Source organism: Streptomyces sp. BV286 (genome assembly GCF_019090165.1).
Lineage (GTDB): Bacteria > Actinomycetota > Actinomycetes > Streptomycetales > Streptomycetaceae > Streptomyces.
On sequence record NZ_JAHRIB010000061.1, the window covers coordinates 66,560 to 79,601 of the forward strand.

Below are 13,042 nucleotides of genomic sequence, written 5' to 3' on the forward strand. Positions count from 1 at the left end.
CCCTGTCTCTCAGCGGCCCGCGACCCGGTCGGCGATACGCGCGATCCGGGACGACTGTGCGGCACGGGTGGTGACTTCGCGGCGGTCGGCGGCTCGATACGTCGCGTACATGCCGTGTACCCCGAGCCAGCGGAAAGGCTCGGGTTCCCACTTACGGACCTTGTGTTCGACCCAGGGGAGGGTGGTGAGGTCGGTCGCGCCCGACTGGCCGGAGTCGCGCTGGACCAGGTCCCGCAGGGTGCGGGCGGCGAGGTTGGCCGTCGCGACGCCCGAGCCCACGTAGCCGCCTGCCCAGCCGAGGCCGGTGGAGCGGTCGAGGGTGACCGTGGCGCACCAGTCGCGCGGCACGCCGAGGACGCCCGACCAGGCGTGGGTCACGGCGACGTCCGTGAGCTGGGGGAAGAAGCGGACGAGGAGTTCGCGCAGTGCCTCGACCGTCGCGGCCTGGGTACGGCCGTCGTTGTCCGTGCGGGAGCCGAAGCGGTACGGGACTCCGCGGCCGCCGAGCGCGATGCGGTCGTCGGCGGTGCGCTGGGCGTACATGTAGGCGTGCGCCATGTCGCCGAGGGTCTCGCGGCCCTCCCAGCCGACGGACTCCCACTGGGCGGGGGTCAGGGGCTCGGTGGCGATCATCGAGGAGTTCATGGGGAGCCAGGTGCGCCTGTGGCCCTTGAGGGAGGCCGTGAAGCCCTCCGTGCAGCGCAGGACGTACGGGGCCCGGACCGTGCCGTACGGGGTGACGGCGTGCTTGGGTCTGATCTCGGTGACGGGGGTCGACTCGTGGATCGTGACGCCGAGTTCCTCGACGGCCGCCGCGAGGCCCTTGAGGAGCTTGACCGGGTGCAGGCGGGCGCCGTGCGGGGTCCAGGTCGAACCGACGGCGTCCGCGACCCGGATGCGGTCGGCGGTCTCGCGGGCGCCGTACAGCTCGCGGTCCTTCTCGCCGTACGAGAGTTCCGTCTCGTGGAAGGCCTTCAGGCGGGCGAGCTGCGCCGGGGTGTACGCGACTTCGAGTACGCCGCCCTGGTGGATGTCGGCGTCGATACCTTCCTCGCCGGCGACCCTGACCACCTCGTCGACCGTGGCGTTCATGGCCTCCTGGAGGCGTACGGCGGCCTCGTGGCCGTGCAGGCGCGCGTAGCTGTCACGGCCCGCGATGCCGTTGTAGAGCCAGCCGCCGTTGCGCCCGGAGGCGCCGTAGCCGCAGAACTTCTGCTCCAGGACGGTGATGCGGAGGAAGGGGGCGGCCTTCTTCAGGTAGTAGGCCGTCCACAGGCCGGTGTAGCCGCCGCCGACGATCACGACGTCGGCGCTCGCGTCACCCGGGAGGGGCTCGCGGGGGGCGGGGAGGCCGTCCTGCGCGTACCAGAACGAGATGCCGCCGTTGACTACGGTGCGGGGCGTGCGGGGCACGTGGGGTGTCTGGTGGTCCGTGCCGGCCGCGTGCTCCGCGTTGTCCGCGCTGTCCGCGTGCTCCGCGTTCTCCGTGCTGCTCATGCGCGGGACGTTAGCTTCTCGGGGTGGCGGGTGTCTCCTTCGGATTTCGTGGTTCTCGTGAAGGTGGGCGTGAGGGTGGAGTCGATGGCCGGGTACGGGCGACTGCTGGAGCGGGGCGGGCTGTTTCTGGAGCGGTGGGGGCTGCGGCAGCAGGGGGCGCCCATGAGCGGGCGGGTCTCGGTCGTGCTGCCCGTGGTGTGCGGCGACGGGACGCCGGCCGCGCTGAAGCTGCAGGACGTCGACGAGGAGACAGCCGGTGAAGGGCTCGCGCTGCGGACCTGGAGCGGTGACGGAGCCGTACGGCTGCTGGACGAGGACGCGGAGACCGGCACGCTGTTGCTGGAACGGCTCGACGAGGACCGGCCGTTGGCGTCCGTGCCGGACGTGATGGAGGCGACCGCGGTTCTCGCGGAACTGCTGGCGCGGATCTCGGCCGTACCGGCGCCCGCGGGCCTGCGACGGCTCGACGGTGTCGTGGCGGGCATGTTCGAGCGGTTGCCGCCGGTGCTGAACTCCCTTGCGGCGGAGGGCGACCGGCGGCTGCTGGCGGACTGCGCGGCGGCCGTGCGCGAGGTCGCGGACGAGCCCGGGGACCGGCTGCTGCACTGGGACCTGCACTTCGAGAACGTCCTCGCGGCCGACCGTGAGCCCTGGCTCGTCATCGACCCGAAGCCGCTCGCCGGGGACCCCTGCTTCGAACTGCTGCCCGCGCTCTGGAACCGGTTCGACGAGGGCCGGTTGACGCGCCGCTTCGACCTCATGACGGAGACGCTGGGCGTGGACCGGGACCGGGCGCGTGCCTGGACGCTGGGGCGGGTGCTGCAGAACTCACTGTGGAACGTCGAGGAGGGCGAGGCGCTCGACGAGGAGCAGGTCGCCCTCGCCCGGCTGCTGCTGGGGCGTTGAGCCCTTCCGGCCCCGGCCCCGGGCTGTCGTAGCCTGCCCGCATGATTCGTACGGCGACGCCCGCTGATGTGCCCGTGATCCACTCCATGATCCGTGAACTGGCCGAGTACGAGAAGGTGGTGGACGAGGCCAGGGCCACCGAGGAGCAGTTGCGGGAGGCGCTCTTCGGGGAGCGGCCGGCCGCCTTCGCGCACATCGCGGAGTCCGCGGAGTCCGCGGAGGGCGAGCCGGTCGGGTTCGCGCTGTGGTTCCTGAACTTCTCCACGTGGCGCGGGGTGCACGGCATCTACCTGGAGGACCTGTACGTACGGCCCCAGGCCCGGGGCGGCGGTCATGGGAAGGCGCTGCTCGGGGAACTGGCGCGGATCTGCGTGGAGCGGGGCTACGAGCGGCTGGAGTGGGCGGTCCTCAACTGGAACAAGCCGTCGATCGACTTCTACGAGGCGATGGGCGCGCGACCGCAGGACCAGTGGACGGTGTACCGGCTGACGGACGGGGCGTTGGCGGAGCTGGGGTCGGGGAGCTGAGCCGGGCGTCGCGGGGACGGACGCCGCGCGGACGGACGCCGCGCGGACGGACGCCGCGCGGACGGACGCCGCAGGGGCGGCCGGCCGGGCTCGTCAGTTGGTGCGGTGCCGTGCGGTGCGTGGGGTGCTGTGCGGGTGCGGGGTGTGGGGCGCGACGTGGTGTGCCGGGCGGGTGTGAGGGGTCACGGTTCCAGGACCACTTTTCCGATGGTCGCCCTCGTCTCCAGCGCGCGGTGTGCCGCGGCCGCCTCAGCGAGAGGGAAGCGCTGGACGGCGGGGACCAGACGGCCCTCGGCGGCCTCGGTCAGGGCACGCAGTTCCAGGGTGCGGATCGGGCTGGGGCCGCCTGCCTTCCGCATCATGACAGGGCCGAGCACCGACTCCGACACGCCCTCGACGAGATACGGGCCGCCGTCGTGCAGGCCCGCGCCGGACCAGCCGAAGACGAGGTGCCTGCCGCCCGGGCCGCGAGCAGGGCGACCGCCTCACGGGCCGTGTCGCCGCCCACACCGTCGAAGACGATGGTGGCCGGGCGGTCGCCGAGGAAGCTCCTGACCCGGTCCGGCCAGCTCGGGTCCCTGTAGTCGACGGCCAGATCGGCACCGTTCTTCTCGACATGGGCGACCTTCTCCGGCCCGCCCGCGAGGCCGATCACGGTGGCGCCCACGTGCTTCGCGTACTGCACGAGAAGGGTGCCGATGCCGCCCGCCGCCGCGGGGACGACTGCCACGGAGTCGGCGGTGAGGTCGGCGAACTGGAGGATTCCCATCGTCGTACGGCCCGTGCCGATCATCGCGACGGCCTGGGCGAAGTCCAGGTTCGCGGGGATCTCGTGCAGACGGTCGACGTCCGTGACCGCGAGCTCGGCGTACCCGCCGGGGCTGAAGCCGAGATGCGCCACGACGCGCTTGCCCAGCCACAGGTCCGCGACGCCCTCACCGAGCGACTCGACGGTGCCGGCGACCTCGCGGCCCGGGACGGTGGGCAGGGCCGGCAGCTCCGGCAGCGGGCCCTGGACGCCCGTCCGGAGCGCGGTGTCGAGGAGGTGCACACCGGCTGCGGCTACCGCGACACGGACCTGGCCGGGGGCGGGCTCGGGGGCGTCGGCCCGCTCGTACGTGAGGTTCTCGGCGGGACCGAAGGCGTGGAGGCGGATGGCGTGCACGGGGTTCCCCCTGGGTGTCGTGGGTGTCGTGCCGCTCGGTGGAGTGGCTCGTGCCCAAGCGTTCAACCTCAGGCATGCTTGAGGTCAAGGCCGGCCCGGCTGCGGATCCCGAACGCCAGGGACACCGCCTCCAGAGCGCTGTTGAAGGACACCTCGGACAGCACGCCCGGGGCCGCCACCTGGTCGCCCGCGAGGTAGACGTCGTCGCCGCGGTCGATGGCCGGGCGGTCGCGCCAGCTCGTGCCGGGGAAATCGACCGCGCCTGTGCGGCCGTTCGCGAGGGCCTCCCGGCGGTACGTCACGCGGTCGCGCCAGTCGGGGAAGGCGAGGTCGAGCAGTTCCTCGGCGCGGGCGATGCCCGCCGCACGGGACTCGTGGGGTGCGATCGGGATCTGGCCCTGGAGGAGCTGCTCACCGGCCGGGGCGAGGGTGCGGTCCTGGGCCGTGAACCGCTCGATCCAGCCCGGCGCGTCCAGGTCGGAGACGGCGAACGCGTCGCCCCGGCGAGTGCGGACGGCCAGGTCGAGCAGGGCCGTGCGGCCGCTCGGCCACGACAGCGAGCCGTCCTTGAGGAGGCCGCGGGCCGCGTCCAGGGACGTGGCCACGATCACCGGGCCGTGGTCGGTGGGGAGCGCGTCGACGCGGGCGAGCGTTTCGACACGCACGCCGAGATTCCAGGCCCTGGCCGCCATGCGGTCGATGACGCTCGCCCAGCCGCCGCGCGGGTAGTGCGCCTCCGGGGGCAGCTTCGTGGCGCGGCGCAGGCGCTCCTGCACGAAGGCCGCGGAGAGGGCGCCCGGGTCGTGGTGGAAGAGGGCGACCGCGGAGTAGTGGGCCGCGGCGGTCGCGCCTTCGGGGCCTGCGACGTTCGTGGCCCAGGTCCTGAAATCCTGGTCCACCGGGGCCTGTTCGGCCGTTCGGCGCAGGAGCTTGAGCATCGGGAAGGGCGGGGTGCGGCGGAGGGCGCCCTTGTGGCGGAGGCGCAGGCGGGCGGCTTCCAGAGGTGGGAGCGGGGCCAGCTCGCCGATCAGATCGCGCTGCTTCAGCCAGGTCCAGTGGGGGCCGCCCTTGTACAGCGCGTGCGGGCCCTCGTTCGTTCTGTACGGGCCCTCGGTGGTGCGGGCGCGGCCGCCGAGGGTGTGGTGGGCTTCGTACACGGTGACCTGGGCGCCCGCCTCCGCGGCGGTGATGGCGGCGGTGAGGCCGGCGAAGCCGCCGCCGATGACGGTGATGCGGTGCATGGGGCGGGGCATGGGTGGGTCTCCCTCTGCTGCGGAAGTGTTTGCGTGCGGGTGTTGTGTGCGGGTGTTCTGTGCGGGTGTTCTGTTCGGTGCGACAGCGTTTCTTGCGACTGCTCTTATGACTCGTCGTGCGGCCCGGAATGTGACATCGGGGGATTCTTCGCAGGTCGGAGGGGCTGTCGGTGGTGGGGTGCAGGATGGGGGGATGGCGAGCAGAGCGGCGAGGACCGGGGCGAGGGCGGGCACGGGCGCGGGGGCCGGTGCGGGGGTGAAGGGGGCGCGGCGGCCTGAGATGCGGCTGCCGCCGCTCGAGCCGTACGAGGGTGGTGAGCTGGAGCCCGACGGGGACTACGACGGGCTGCGGTTCGACGAGTTGGACTTCGTGGGGCAGGACGGTGGGGGTGCGCGGTTCATGGACTGCGTGCTGACGGGGTGCGCGGTGGACGAGACGCGGCTGCGGCATGCCCGTGTGCTGGACTCCGTGCTCACCGGGCTGCGGGGGGTGGGTACGGACCTCGGCTCGGTGACCTTCCGGGACGTGGAGGTGGTCGACGCGCGGCTGGGCGGGGTGCAGATGCACGGTGCCGTGCTGGAGCGGGTGGTCTTTCGCGGCGGGAAGATCGACTACCTGAATCTGCGGGAGGCCCGGATCCGGGACGTGGTGTTCGAGGGGTGCGTGCTGGTCGAGCCCGACTTCGGGGGTGCTCGGCTGGAGCGGGTGGAGTTCGTGGACTGTGTGCTGAAGGGGGCGGACTTCACCGGGGTGTCGCTGACGGATGTGGATCTGCGGCGGGCGGCGGCGGTGGAGTTTGCTCGAGGGGTGGACCGGTTGGCGGGGGCTGTGATCAGTCCGGCTCAGTTGTTGGATCTGGCGGCGGTGTTCGCTGCCGAGGTGGGGGTTCGGGTGGTGGGGGTGGACGTGTGACCCTGGCGTTGGGCGGCTGGTGTCTGGTGTTCGTGACGGCTGGGAGGGGGGTCGGGGCCGTACCGGTGTGTCGAGTCCGCCGCAACTGGGTGTCCTGCTGTGGGTTTCAGGGCGCCGTTTCCTGGAGGAGCCCTACGCGGCGGACTGCGACACACCGGTACGGCCCGCTCCCGTGCGATGGCCACCGCCGCCCCGCATCAGCCCGGTCGGCGACGACCACCGTGGTCTCGGGCCGGAACTTCGGGGTCGGGCGCGTCTCATCAGCCCGACCGGCGATTGAGGACGAGGCCGATCGGGGGGTCGGGGGGCCGGGGCGGAGCCCTCGGGGTCAGGGGAGTCTTGGGTAGCGGGCTTCCAGGGTCCAGATCGCCGGGTTTTCGCGGAGCGCCTCGTGGAGGTCCGTCAGGTCCGCCAGGAGGTCGTGGAGGAAGTCGCGGGCCTCGCGGCGCAGTTCGGAGTGGGAGAAGGTGAGCGGGGGCTCGTCGCCGGGCATCCAGTCGGACTCGATGTCGACCCAGCCGAAGCGGCGCTCGAAGAGCATGCGGTCGGTGGACTCGGTGAAGTCCAGTTCGGCGCGCTGGGGGCGGGCGGCCCGGCTGCCCATGGGGTCCTGGTCGAGTTGCTCGACGATGTCGCACAGGGCCCACGCGAAGTCGAGTACCGGCACCCATCCCCAGGCTGTGGACAGCTCCCGGTCCGCCTTGGTGTCGGCGAGGTAGACGTCCCCGCAGAACAGGTCGTGGCGGAGCGTGTGGACGTCCGCGCGGCGGTAGTCGGTCTGCGGGGGGTCCGGGAAGCGGTAGGAAAGGGCGTAGCCGATGTCGAGCACGTGGGTGATGGTGTCACGCCGCTCTACGATCGTCCTCATGGCCCGATCCGTCTTCTTTGTTCCCCTGCTGGTGTGTGTTCTCGTCGCCTGTGACGGAGGCGTGCGGGGCACCACGGGGGCTCCCGGGGTACGGGATCCGTACTTTCCCCGGTCGGGCAACGGCGGGTACGACGTCACGCACTACGGGCTCCGACTGGACTACGACCCGAAGGCACGTCGGCTCACGGGTGAGGCCGCGATCCAGGCGCGGGCACTGCAGGACCTCAGTGCGTTCGACCTCGATCTCAAGGGCATGGAGGTCGAGTCCGTGGAGGTGGCGGGGAAGGCCGCCCGGTTCAATCGCAGCGGTGGTCATGAGCTCGTCGTCCGCCCGCGTGACGATCTGGACAAGGGGGCCGTCTTCACCACGGTGGTCCGGTACTCCGGGTCTCCGGAGACGATCACTGATCCGGACGGTTCGCAGGAGGGCTGGCTGCCCACCCGCGACGGGGCCCTCGCCCTCGGTGAACCCACCGGGTCCATGACGTGGTTTCCCGGGAACCACCACCCGAGCGACAAAGCCGCGTACGACATCACGATCGCCGTGCCCGAAGGTCTGCAGGCCGTCTCCAACGGGGAGTTGCGGAGCGAGGTGACGAAGGGCGGGCGGGCCGTCTTCGACTGGCACGTCGGCGAGCCGATGGCGTCGTACGTGGCCACGGTCGCCGTCGGTGACTTCGAGACGCGTCGTTCGACGACCGCTGACGGGCTGCCCGTTCACGTCGCCGTGGATCCGACGCAGGTGGCGGCGAGCCGTGACGTGCTCGACCGGATTCCCGAGGTCGTGGAGTGGGCCGAGCGCACCTTCGGTCCGTACCCCTTCTCGTCGGCCGGGGCGATCGTGGAGCGGGAGGGCGATGCGGGATACGCCCTGGAGACGCAGAACCGGCCCGTGTTCCCCGGCGCCCCCGGCATCGGCCTCCTCGTCCACGAGCTGGCCCACCAGTGGTACGGGAACTCCGTCACCCCCGAGTCGTGGCGCGACATGTGGCTCAACGAGGGCTTCGCGACCTACGCCGAGTGGCTCTGGGAGGAGGATCACGGGGGTGACACCGCCCAGGACGTCTTCGACGACAAGAAGGCGGACGGCGGCGCCGTCTGGGCCTTCCCGCCGGCCCGGCCGCCGAGCGCCGCGCACATCTCCGACCGCCCGGTGTACGAGCGGGGCGCCATGGTCCTGCACCGGATTCGTCAGACGGTCGGCGACAGGACCTTCCGCGCCATCCTCCGGGGCTGGGCCGCCCGGCACCGGCACGGCAACGCCGACACGGACGACTTCACCGCCTACGTGGAGAAGAAGGCGCCGGACGAGGATCTCTCGGGTGTCTGGGACGACTGGCTCTACGGGGATGGTCGTCCGGGCTCCCTCTGAGCTGTTCCGGCGCTACCGCAGGATTTTGCGCAACACCGCGCACGGGCGGTTCAGCTGGCGGTCCCCGCGGTGGCCGATCGTCTCGTACCCGATGCTCGTCCAGAAGGTGAGGGCCTTGGGGTTGTTGTCCAGGGCGGCCAGCCGCAGGGCGTCCCGGCCCGCCTCTCGGAACCGGTCCTCGACGTGCGCCGCCAGCTGCCGCCCGTACCCCTTGCCCTGCTCCGCCGCGTCCACCAGCAGCAGGCCGATCCAGGGGTCCGGGTCGGCCGGGTCGGGGTGGTGCGCGAGTGTGATCGCGACGGCGACGAGCCGTCCGGCGCTCCGGGCCTGGAGGATCTCCACGTCCGGATTCGCCAGCTCGTCCGCCAGCGCCCTCGCCACCTGCTCGGGCCGGATGTCGTACGGGTCCGGGAAGTCACCGCTCAGGGCGTAGAAGGCGTGGTTCGAGGCGTAGAGCGCGGTGAGTTCCGTGAGGAGCGGGCCCGGCAGGTCGTGGTCGGGAGTGAGGGCGAGCGGTTCGAGGATCACGCGGGGCAGGCTAGCCGTCCGGGTGATCCGGGACGGGGAACGGGAGAGGGGCCCCGGTCCGGCCGCAGCCGGGCCGGGGCCCCTCGAACGCCGTGCGGGTCGGACTCAGACGTTGACGCCGAAGTCCTGGGCGATGCCCGTCAGGCCGGACGCGTAGCCCTGGCCGACCGCGCGGAACTTCCACTCGGCGCCGTTGCGGTACAGCTCGCCGAAGACCATGGCCGTCTCGGTGGCCGCGTCCTCCGAGAGGTCGTAGCGCGCGATCTCGGTGCCGCCGTCCTGGTTCACGATGCGGATGTACGCGTTGCGGACCTGGCCGAAGTTCTGCGAGCGGGTCTCCGCGTCGTAGATCGAGACCGGGAAGACGATCTTGTCGACGTCGGCGGGGAGGCCCGCGAGGTTGACGTTGATCGCCTCGTCGTCGCCGGCGCCCTCACCCGTCCGGTTGTCGCCCGTGTGGACGATCGTCTGGTCCGGGGTCTGCTTGTTGTTGAAGAAGACGAAGTGGGCGTCCGAGTAGACCTTGCCCGCGGGGTTGACCGCGATGGCCGAGGCGTCCAGGTCGAAGTCGGTTCCCGTGGTGCTGCGGACGTCCCAGCCGAGGCCCACGGTGACGGCGGTCAGGCCCGGAGCCTCCTTGGTGAGCGAGACGTTGCCACCCTTGGACAGGCTTACAGCCATTGTTGGGAGTCCTTCCCTCGTTTGACGTACGTACAGGTCGTGCGGTGCTGCGCGTCGGGCTTCGTACGGGACGAAGCTACCGCCAACCCTAAGAACGCCGATGGGGGTCCCCAGGGTTCCGCTCCTCTTTACTTTCTTTACCCGGGGCCGGGAGCGGGGGTTCGCAGGCCGTCGGCGTACGGGTCGTGCGAGGGCGTGCGAGTACGCGGGCCGGGGCCGCGCGGGCCCGGTGCGAAAAGTGGGTGACGTGGGCCGGACGGACAAGGGACCATGGGGGCATGTCCGGTCCCTACGTCATCCGTGGCTCCGTCTCGCTGCCCGAGGCCGAGCTCATGTGGCGTTTCTCGCGGTCCTCCGGGCCGGGCGGGCAGCACGTCAACACGACCGACTCGCAGGTCGAGCTGCGCTTCGACCTCGCGAAGACGGAGTCGCTGCCGCCGGTGTGGAAGGAGCGGGCGCTCGCCAGGCTGGCCGACCGGCTGGTCGACGGGGTCGTCGCCGTGCGCGCCTCCGAGCACCGGTCGCAGTGGCGGAACCGTGAGACGGCGGCCGTCCGGCTCGCCTCCCTGCTCGCCGAGGCCAGCGCGCCGCCACCGAGGCCCCGCCGGGCCACCCGCATCCCCCGGGGGATCAACGAGCGCCGGCTGCGCGAGAAGAAGCAGCGGGGCGACACGAAGCGCGGCCGTTCCGGGCGCGACTGGGGATGAGGGCGGGGCTGCTAGCCCAACTGCCGGTAGCGGCCCCGGAAATACGTGAGCGGGCCGCCGTCCGCGCCCGGCAGTGAGGACGTCAGCACCCGGCCGATCACCAGCGTGTGATCGCCCGCGCTCACCCGCTGCTCGGTGCGGCATTCCAGGGTCGCCAGAGCGCCGGTCAGCAGCGGCGCCCCGGACGCCTCCCCGCGGACGTACGGCACGTCCTCGAAGAGGAGGCGGTCGGAGATGCGGTTCTTCATGGCGAAGCGGCCCGCGACCGCGCCCTGGTTCTCGGCGAGGAACGAGACCGCCCACAGGGGCTGCTCGTCGAGCAGGTCGTCCATGCGGGAGCCCTCGCGCAACCCGATGAGGACCAGGGGCGGATCCAGGGACACGGACATGAAGGACGTCGCCGTCATGCCCACGTCCTCGCCGCTCGGGCCGTCCGGGTCGGACTGCGCCTCGTGGGCGGTCACCAGGACCACACCCGCGGCCAGCTGGGACATGGCGGCGCGGAACTCGTCGTTGCTCACCCCATCAGCATGCACGGGTGGGGCGGAAGGAGCGGCAGAGAAAGTGTTCAGCACGGGAAGACGCTATTCTCCGGCCGGCGTTCGTCGCATCGGACCAACGTCCCAACCGGGTCCTAGGACCCGAGAGGGAGTGTGGCTCACGCCTCTCATCAGGCGCGCGCACATGTTCCACCAATTTGCGTTCAGTAAACGCACGGCGAAAACACAGAAACTCTACTCAATTGTTCATCTTCACCTGTGACTTGAGTCACAGGTGCCATTTTTTGTTGACCCTGTGTACCGAGTGGGCAGCGCGCTGTGATTCAGTGGCGGGAAGATGGCAGGGGAGTAGGCCGGAGAGAACCCTGGAGTTGCTGCCGAGGTCTCGAGGGGAGGTCGGATGGAGACGGAGTCGGAGCCGTACGTCCGTCTTGCCACCCTGCGGCAGTTGCACCAGGTCATGGCGGACATGAACACGGCCCGCAGTCTGGCCGACACGCTGCAGACCGTCGCCGACGGAGTCGTCACCGGCCTCGGCTACGAACTGGCCTGCGTCAACCTCGTCCGTGCCGACGGCGACCTGGTGGTCGCCGCCCTCGCGGGGAACTCCGCCGCCGAGGCGCTCATCACCGGCCGCACCGGATCCCGTACCTCCTGGGACCGCCGGCTGAACATGGGGGAGGCGTGGGGCGACCTGCGCTTCATACCGCACACGGAGGGCTGGGTCCTCGACGAGGACGACGTCCCGCAGTGGTACACCGACGGCCCCGCACCGCGCTTCGAGGACGAGTGGCATCCCGCCGACCGCCTCTTCGCGCCCATGTACACCCCGGGCGTCCCGGGGGGCTCCTGCGGCGAGCTGATCGGCGTCCTGTCCGTGGACCGTCCGCGCAACGGCCGCCGGCCCGGCGCATGGGGCCGCGAAGCCCTCCAGATGTACGCCTTCCAGGCCGCCATCGCGATCAGCAACGCCCGGCTCAGGGCCAACATGCAGCGCGCGCTCGTCCGCCTGGAGCGGGAGCAACAGGCGCTGCGCGCCAGCGAGGAAAGCTTCCGGCAGGCCTTCGAGTACGCCCCGTCCGGCATGGCCATCGCCGAGATGGGCGGCGACGAGCACGGCCGGATCCTGCGGACGAACGACGCGCTGTGCCGGCTCCTGGGCCGCCCCGCCTCCTCGATGCGCCGCTACTCCTTCTCCGACCTCGTCCACCCCGAGGACATCGGCACGCTGCTCAGGACCTCCGCCGAGGGCGGGCGGGCCGAGCTGAGGCTCTGCCGCCGTGACGGCACGTACGTGTGGGTGTCGCTGCGCAACAGCGTCGTCGCGGACGCCACCGACGGGCCGCGCTTCCTGCTCACCCACGTCGAGGACATCGAGGAGCGCAAGCGCCGCGAGCTGCAGCTCGCCCACCGCGCCTCGCACGACTCGCTCACCGGGCTGCCCAACTCCGCGGAGCTGCGCTCCCGGCTCTCCTCCCGCCTGTGCGCGCGCCCCGCGGCGACGGAACCCGGCGTGGTCGACACGATCGACGCGGCGTACGGGCAGGTGGTGGCCGCTCGCAAGGCGAGCGGTGTGTACGACTCGAACGGGCACGGTTTCGACTACAAGCCGGTCCCCGACGCCTTCGACGCCTACGACCACCATGTGCACGCCGTCGCACCCGAGGGGGAGCGGGACGACGGGGCGAAGGGCCTCGCGGTTCTGTTCTGCGACCTGGACGGCTTCAAGTCGATCAACGACCGTTTCGGGCACAACGCCGGGGACGCCGTGCTGATCGAGGTGGCCCGCAGGCTCGGCGGCGCCGTGCGTGACGGGGACACCGTCGCGAGGCTCGGCGGCGACGAGTTCGTGGTGCTCGCCGACGGGCTCGGGCGGGCCGACGCGCAGGACCTCGCGGTGCGGCTGCGCAACGAGATCATCCAGCCCATCAGGGTCGACGGCCGGGCCATGCGGGTCGGCGCCAGCTTCGGTATCGGGTGGGCGCACTGCGGGATGTCGGCGGACGAGGTCCTGCAGTCGGCCGACGAGCGTATGTACATAGAGAAACGTTCTCGTCCCAAAGCGCACAGGCGTGCGGGCTGATCCGCAGGTCAGGGTTGCCATGCGATCTGAGTCACCCGTTTG

At 71.5% G+C, this 13,042-nt stretch carries 11 protein-coding genes and 2 pseudogenes; 6 read left to right on the top strand and 7 right to left on the bottom strand.

Going from position 1 to position 13,042, the window contains the following annotated elements:
- Positions 1-9: 9 nt before the first annotated feature.
- Entirely contained in the window at positions 10-1,497 is a 1,488-nt protein-coding gene (locus tag KUF83_RS08870) for an FAD-binding oxidoreductase (protein ID WP_217454035.1), read from the bottom strand.
- A gap of 23 nt (positions 1,498-1,520) precedes the next feature.
- Here KUF83_RS08870 and KUF83_RS08875 point away from each other — a divergent pair.
- Positions 1,521-2,403: pseudogene (locus KUF83_RS08875) on the top strand (aminoglycoside phosphotransferase family protein).
- Positions 2,404-2,444: 41 nt separating this feature from the next.
- Complete coding sequence (locus tag KUF83_RS08880) at positions 2,445-2,930, top strand: GNAT family N-acetyltransferase (RefSeq protein WP_217454036.1); 486 nt, start codon at positions 2,445-2,447, stop codon at positions 2,928-2,930.
- A 182-nt stretch (positions 2,931-3,112) separates the two neighbouring features.
- Here the strand turns inward: KUF83_RS08880 and KUF83_RS08885 are convergent.
- Both KUF83_RS08885 and KUF83_RS08890 read right to left on the bottom strand, forming a co-directional pair.
- Positions 3,113-4,095, bottom strand: a pseudogene (locus tag KUF83_RS08885) (zinc-binding dehydrogenase).
- A gap of 68 nt (positions 4,096-4,163) precedes the next feature.
- The gene (locus KUF83_RS08890) at positions 4,164-5,336 is read right to left on the bottom strand and encodes an FAD-dependent oxidoreductase (protein WP_217454125.1); all 1,173 of its coding nucleotides are present in this window, start codon (positions 5,334-5,336) and stop codon (positions 4,164-4,166) included.
- 205 nt (positions 5,337-5,541) lie between these two features.
- On the opposite strand from KUF83_RS08890, the gene KUF83_RS08895 reads away from it, so the two are divergent.
- A complete protein-coding gene (locus KUF83_RS08895) occupies positions 5,542-6,261 on the top strand; it encodes a pentapeptide repeat-containing protein (RefSeq protein ID WP_217454037.1) in 720 nt (239 codons plus the stop codon).
- A 328-nt stretch (positions 6,262-6,589) separates the two neighbouring features.
- Here KUF83_RS08895 and KUF83_RS08900 read toward each other — a convergent pair whose 3' ends face one another.
- Positions 6,590-7,090, bottom strand: coding sequence for a hypothetical protein (locus KUF83_RS08900; RefSeq protein ID WP_217454126.1), 501 nt, complete (start codon positions 7,088-7,090; stop codon positions 6,590-6,592).
- A gap of 37 nt (positions 7,091-7,127) precedes the next feature.
- Between KUF83_RS08900 and KUF83_RS08905 the strand changes: the two genes are divergently transcribed.
- Positions 7,128-8,501: a M1 family metallopeptidase gene (locus tag KUF83_RS08905; RefSeq protein ID WP_217454038.1), complete on the top strand. Its 1,374-nt coding sequence runs from the start codon at positions 7,128-7,130 to the stop codon at positions 8,499-8,501.
- A 12-nt stretch (positions 8,502-8,513) separates the two neighbouring features.
- Here the strand turns inward: KUF83_RS08905 and KUF83_RS08910 are convergent, their stop codons facing one another.
- Positions 8,514-9,029 (bottom strand): GNAT family N-acetyltransferase, encoded by a 516-nt coding sequence (locus KUF83_RS08910; protein ID WP_217454039.1) that lies wholly within the window; start codon positions 9,027-9,029, stop codon positions 8,514-8,516.
- A 105-nt stretch (positions 9,030-9,134) separates the two neighbouring features.
- Positions 9,135-9,710, bottom strand: a complete 576-nt coding sequence (locus tag KUF83_RS08915) for a TerD family protein (RefSeq protein ID WP_217454040.1) — start codon at positions 9,708-9,710, stop codon at positions 9,135-9,137.
- 278 nt (positions 9,711-9,988) lie between these two features.
- On the opposite strand from KUF83_RS08915, the gene arfB reads away from it, so the two are divergent.
- A complete protein-coding gene (gene arfB / locus KUF83_RS08920) occupies positions 9,989-10,417 on the top strand; it encodes an alternative ribosome rescue aminoacyl-tRNA hydrolase ArfB (protein WP_217454041.1) in 429 nt (142 codons plus the stop codon).
- Between the two features lie 11 nt (positions 10,418-10,428).
- On the opposite strand, the gene KUF83_RS08925 is transcribed toward arfB, so the two are convergent.
- Positions 10,429-10,992, bottom strand: a complete 564-nt coding sequence (locus tag KUF83_RS08925) for a flavin reductase family protein (protein WP_308402949.1) — start codon at positions 10,990-10,992, stop codon at positions 10,429-10,431.
- Positions 10,993-11,317: 325 nt separating this feature from the next.
- Between KUF83_RS08925 and cdgB the strand changes: the two genes are divergently transcribed.
- On the top strand, positions 11,318-13,000 hold the full coding sequence (cdgB, locus tag KUF83_RS08930) for a diguanylate cyclase CdgB (RefSeq protein ID WP_217454042.1): 1,683 nt from the start codon (positions 11,318-11,320) through the stop codon (positions 12,998-13,000).
- The last annotated feature ends 42 nt before the right edge of the window (positions 13,001-13,042 follow it).

Excerpts from the sequence above, each read along its gene's own strand:
- KUF83_RS08870 (WP_217454035.1), bottom strand. The coding sequence starts at position 1,497 with ATGAGCAGCACGGAGAACGCGGAGCACGCGGACAGCGCGGACAACGCG.
- KUF83_RS08880 (WP_217454036.1), top strand. The coding sequence starts at position 2,445 with ATGATTCGTACGGCGACGCCCGCTGATGTGCCCGTGATCCACTCCATG.
- KUF83_RS08890 (WP_217454125.1), bottom strand. The coding sequence starts at position 5,336 with ATGCACCGCATCACCGTCATCGGCGGCGGCTTCGCCGGCCTCACCGCC.
- KUF83_RS08895 (WP_217454037.1), top strand. The coding sequence starts at position 5,542 with ATGGCGAGCAGAGCGGCGAGGACCGGGGCGAGGGCGGGCACGGGCGCG.
- KUF83_RS08905 (WP_217454038.1), top strand. The coding sequence starts at position 7,128 with ATGGCCCGATCCGTCTTCTTTGTTCCCCTGCTGGTGTGTGTTCTCGTC.
- KUF83_RS08915 (WP_217454040.1), bottom strand. The coding sequence starts at position 9,710 with ATGGCTGTAAGCCTGTCCAAGGGTGGCAACGTCTCGCTCACCAAGGAG.
- arfB (WP_217454041.1), top strand. The coding sequence starts at position 9,989 with ATGTCCGGTCCCTACGTCATCCGTGGCTCCGTCTCGCTGCCCGAGGCC.
- cdgB (WP_217454042.1), top strand. The coding sequence starts at position 11,318 with ATGGAGACGGAGTCGGAGCCGTACGTCCGTCTTGCCACCCTGCGGCAG.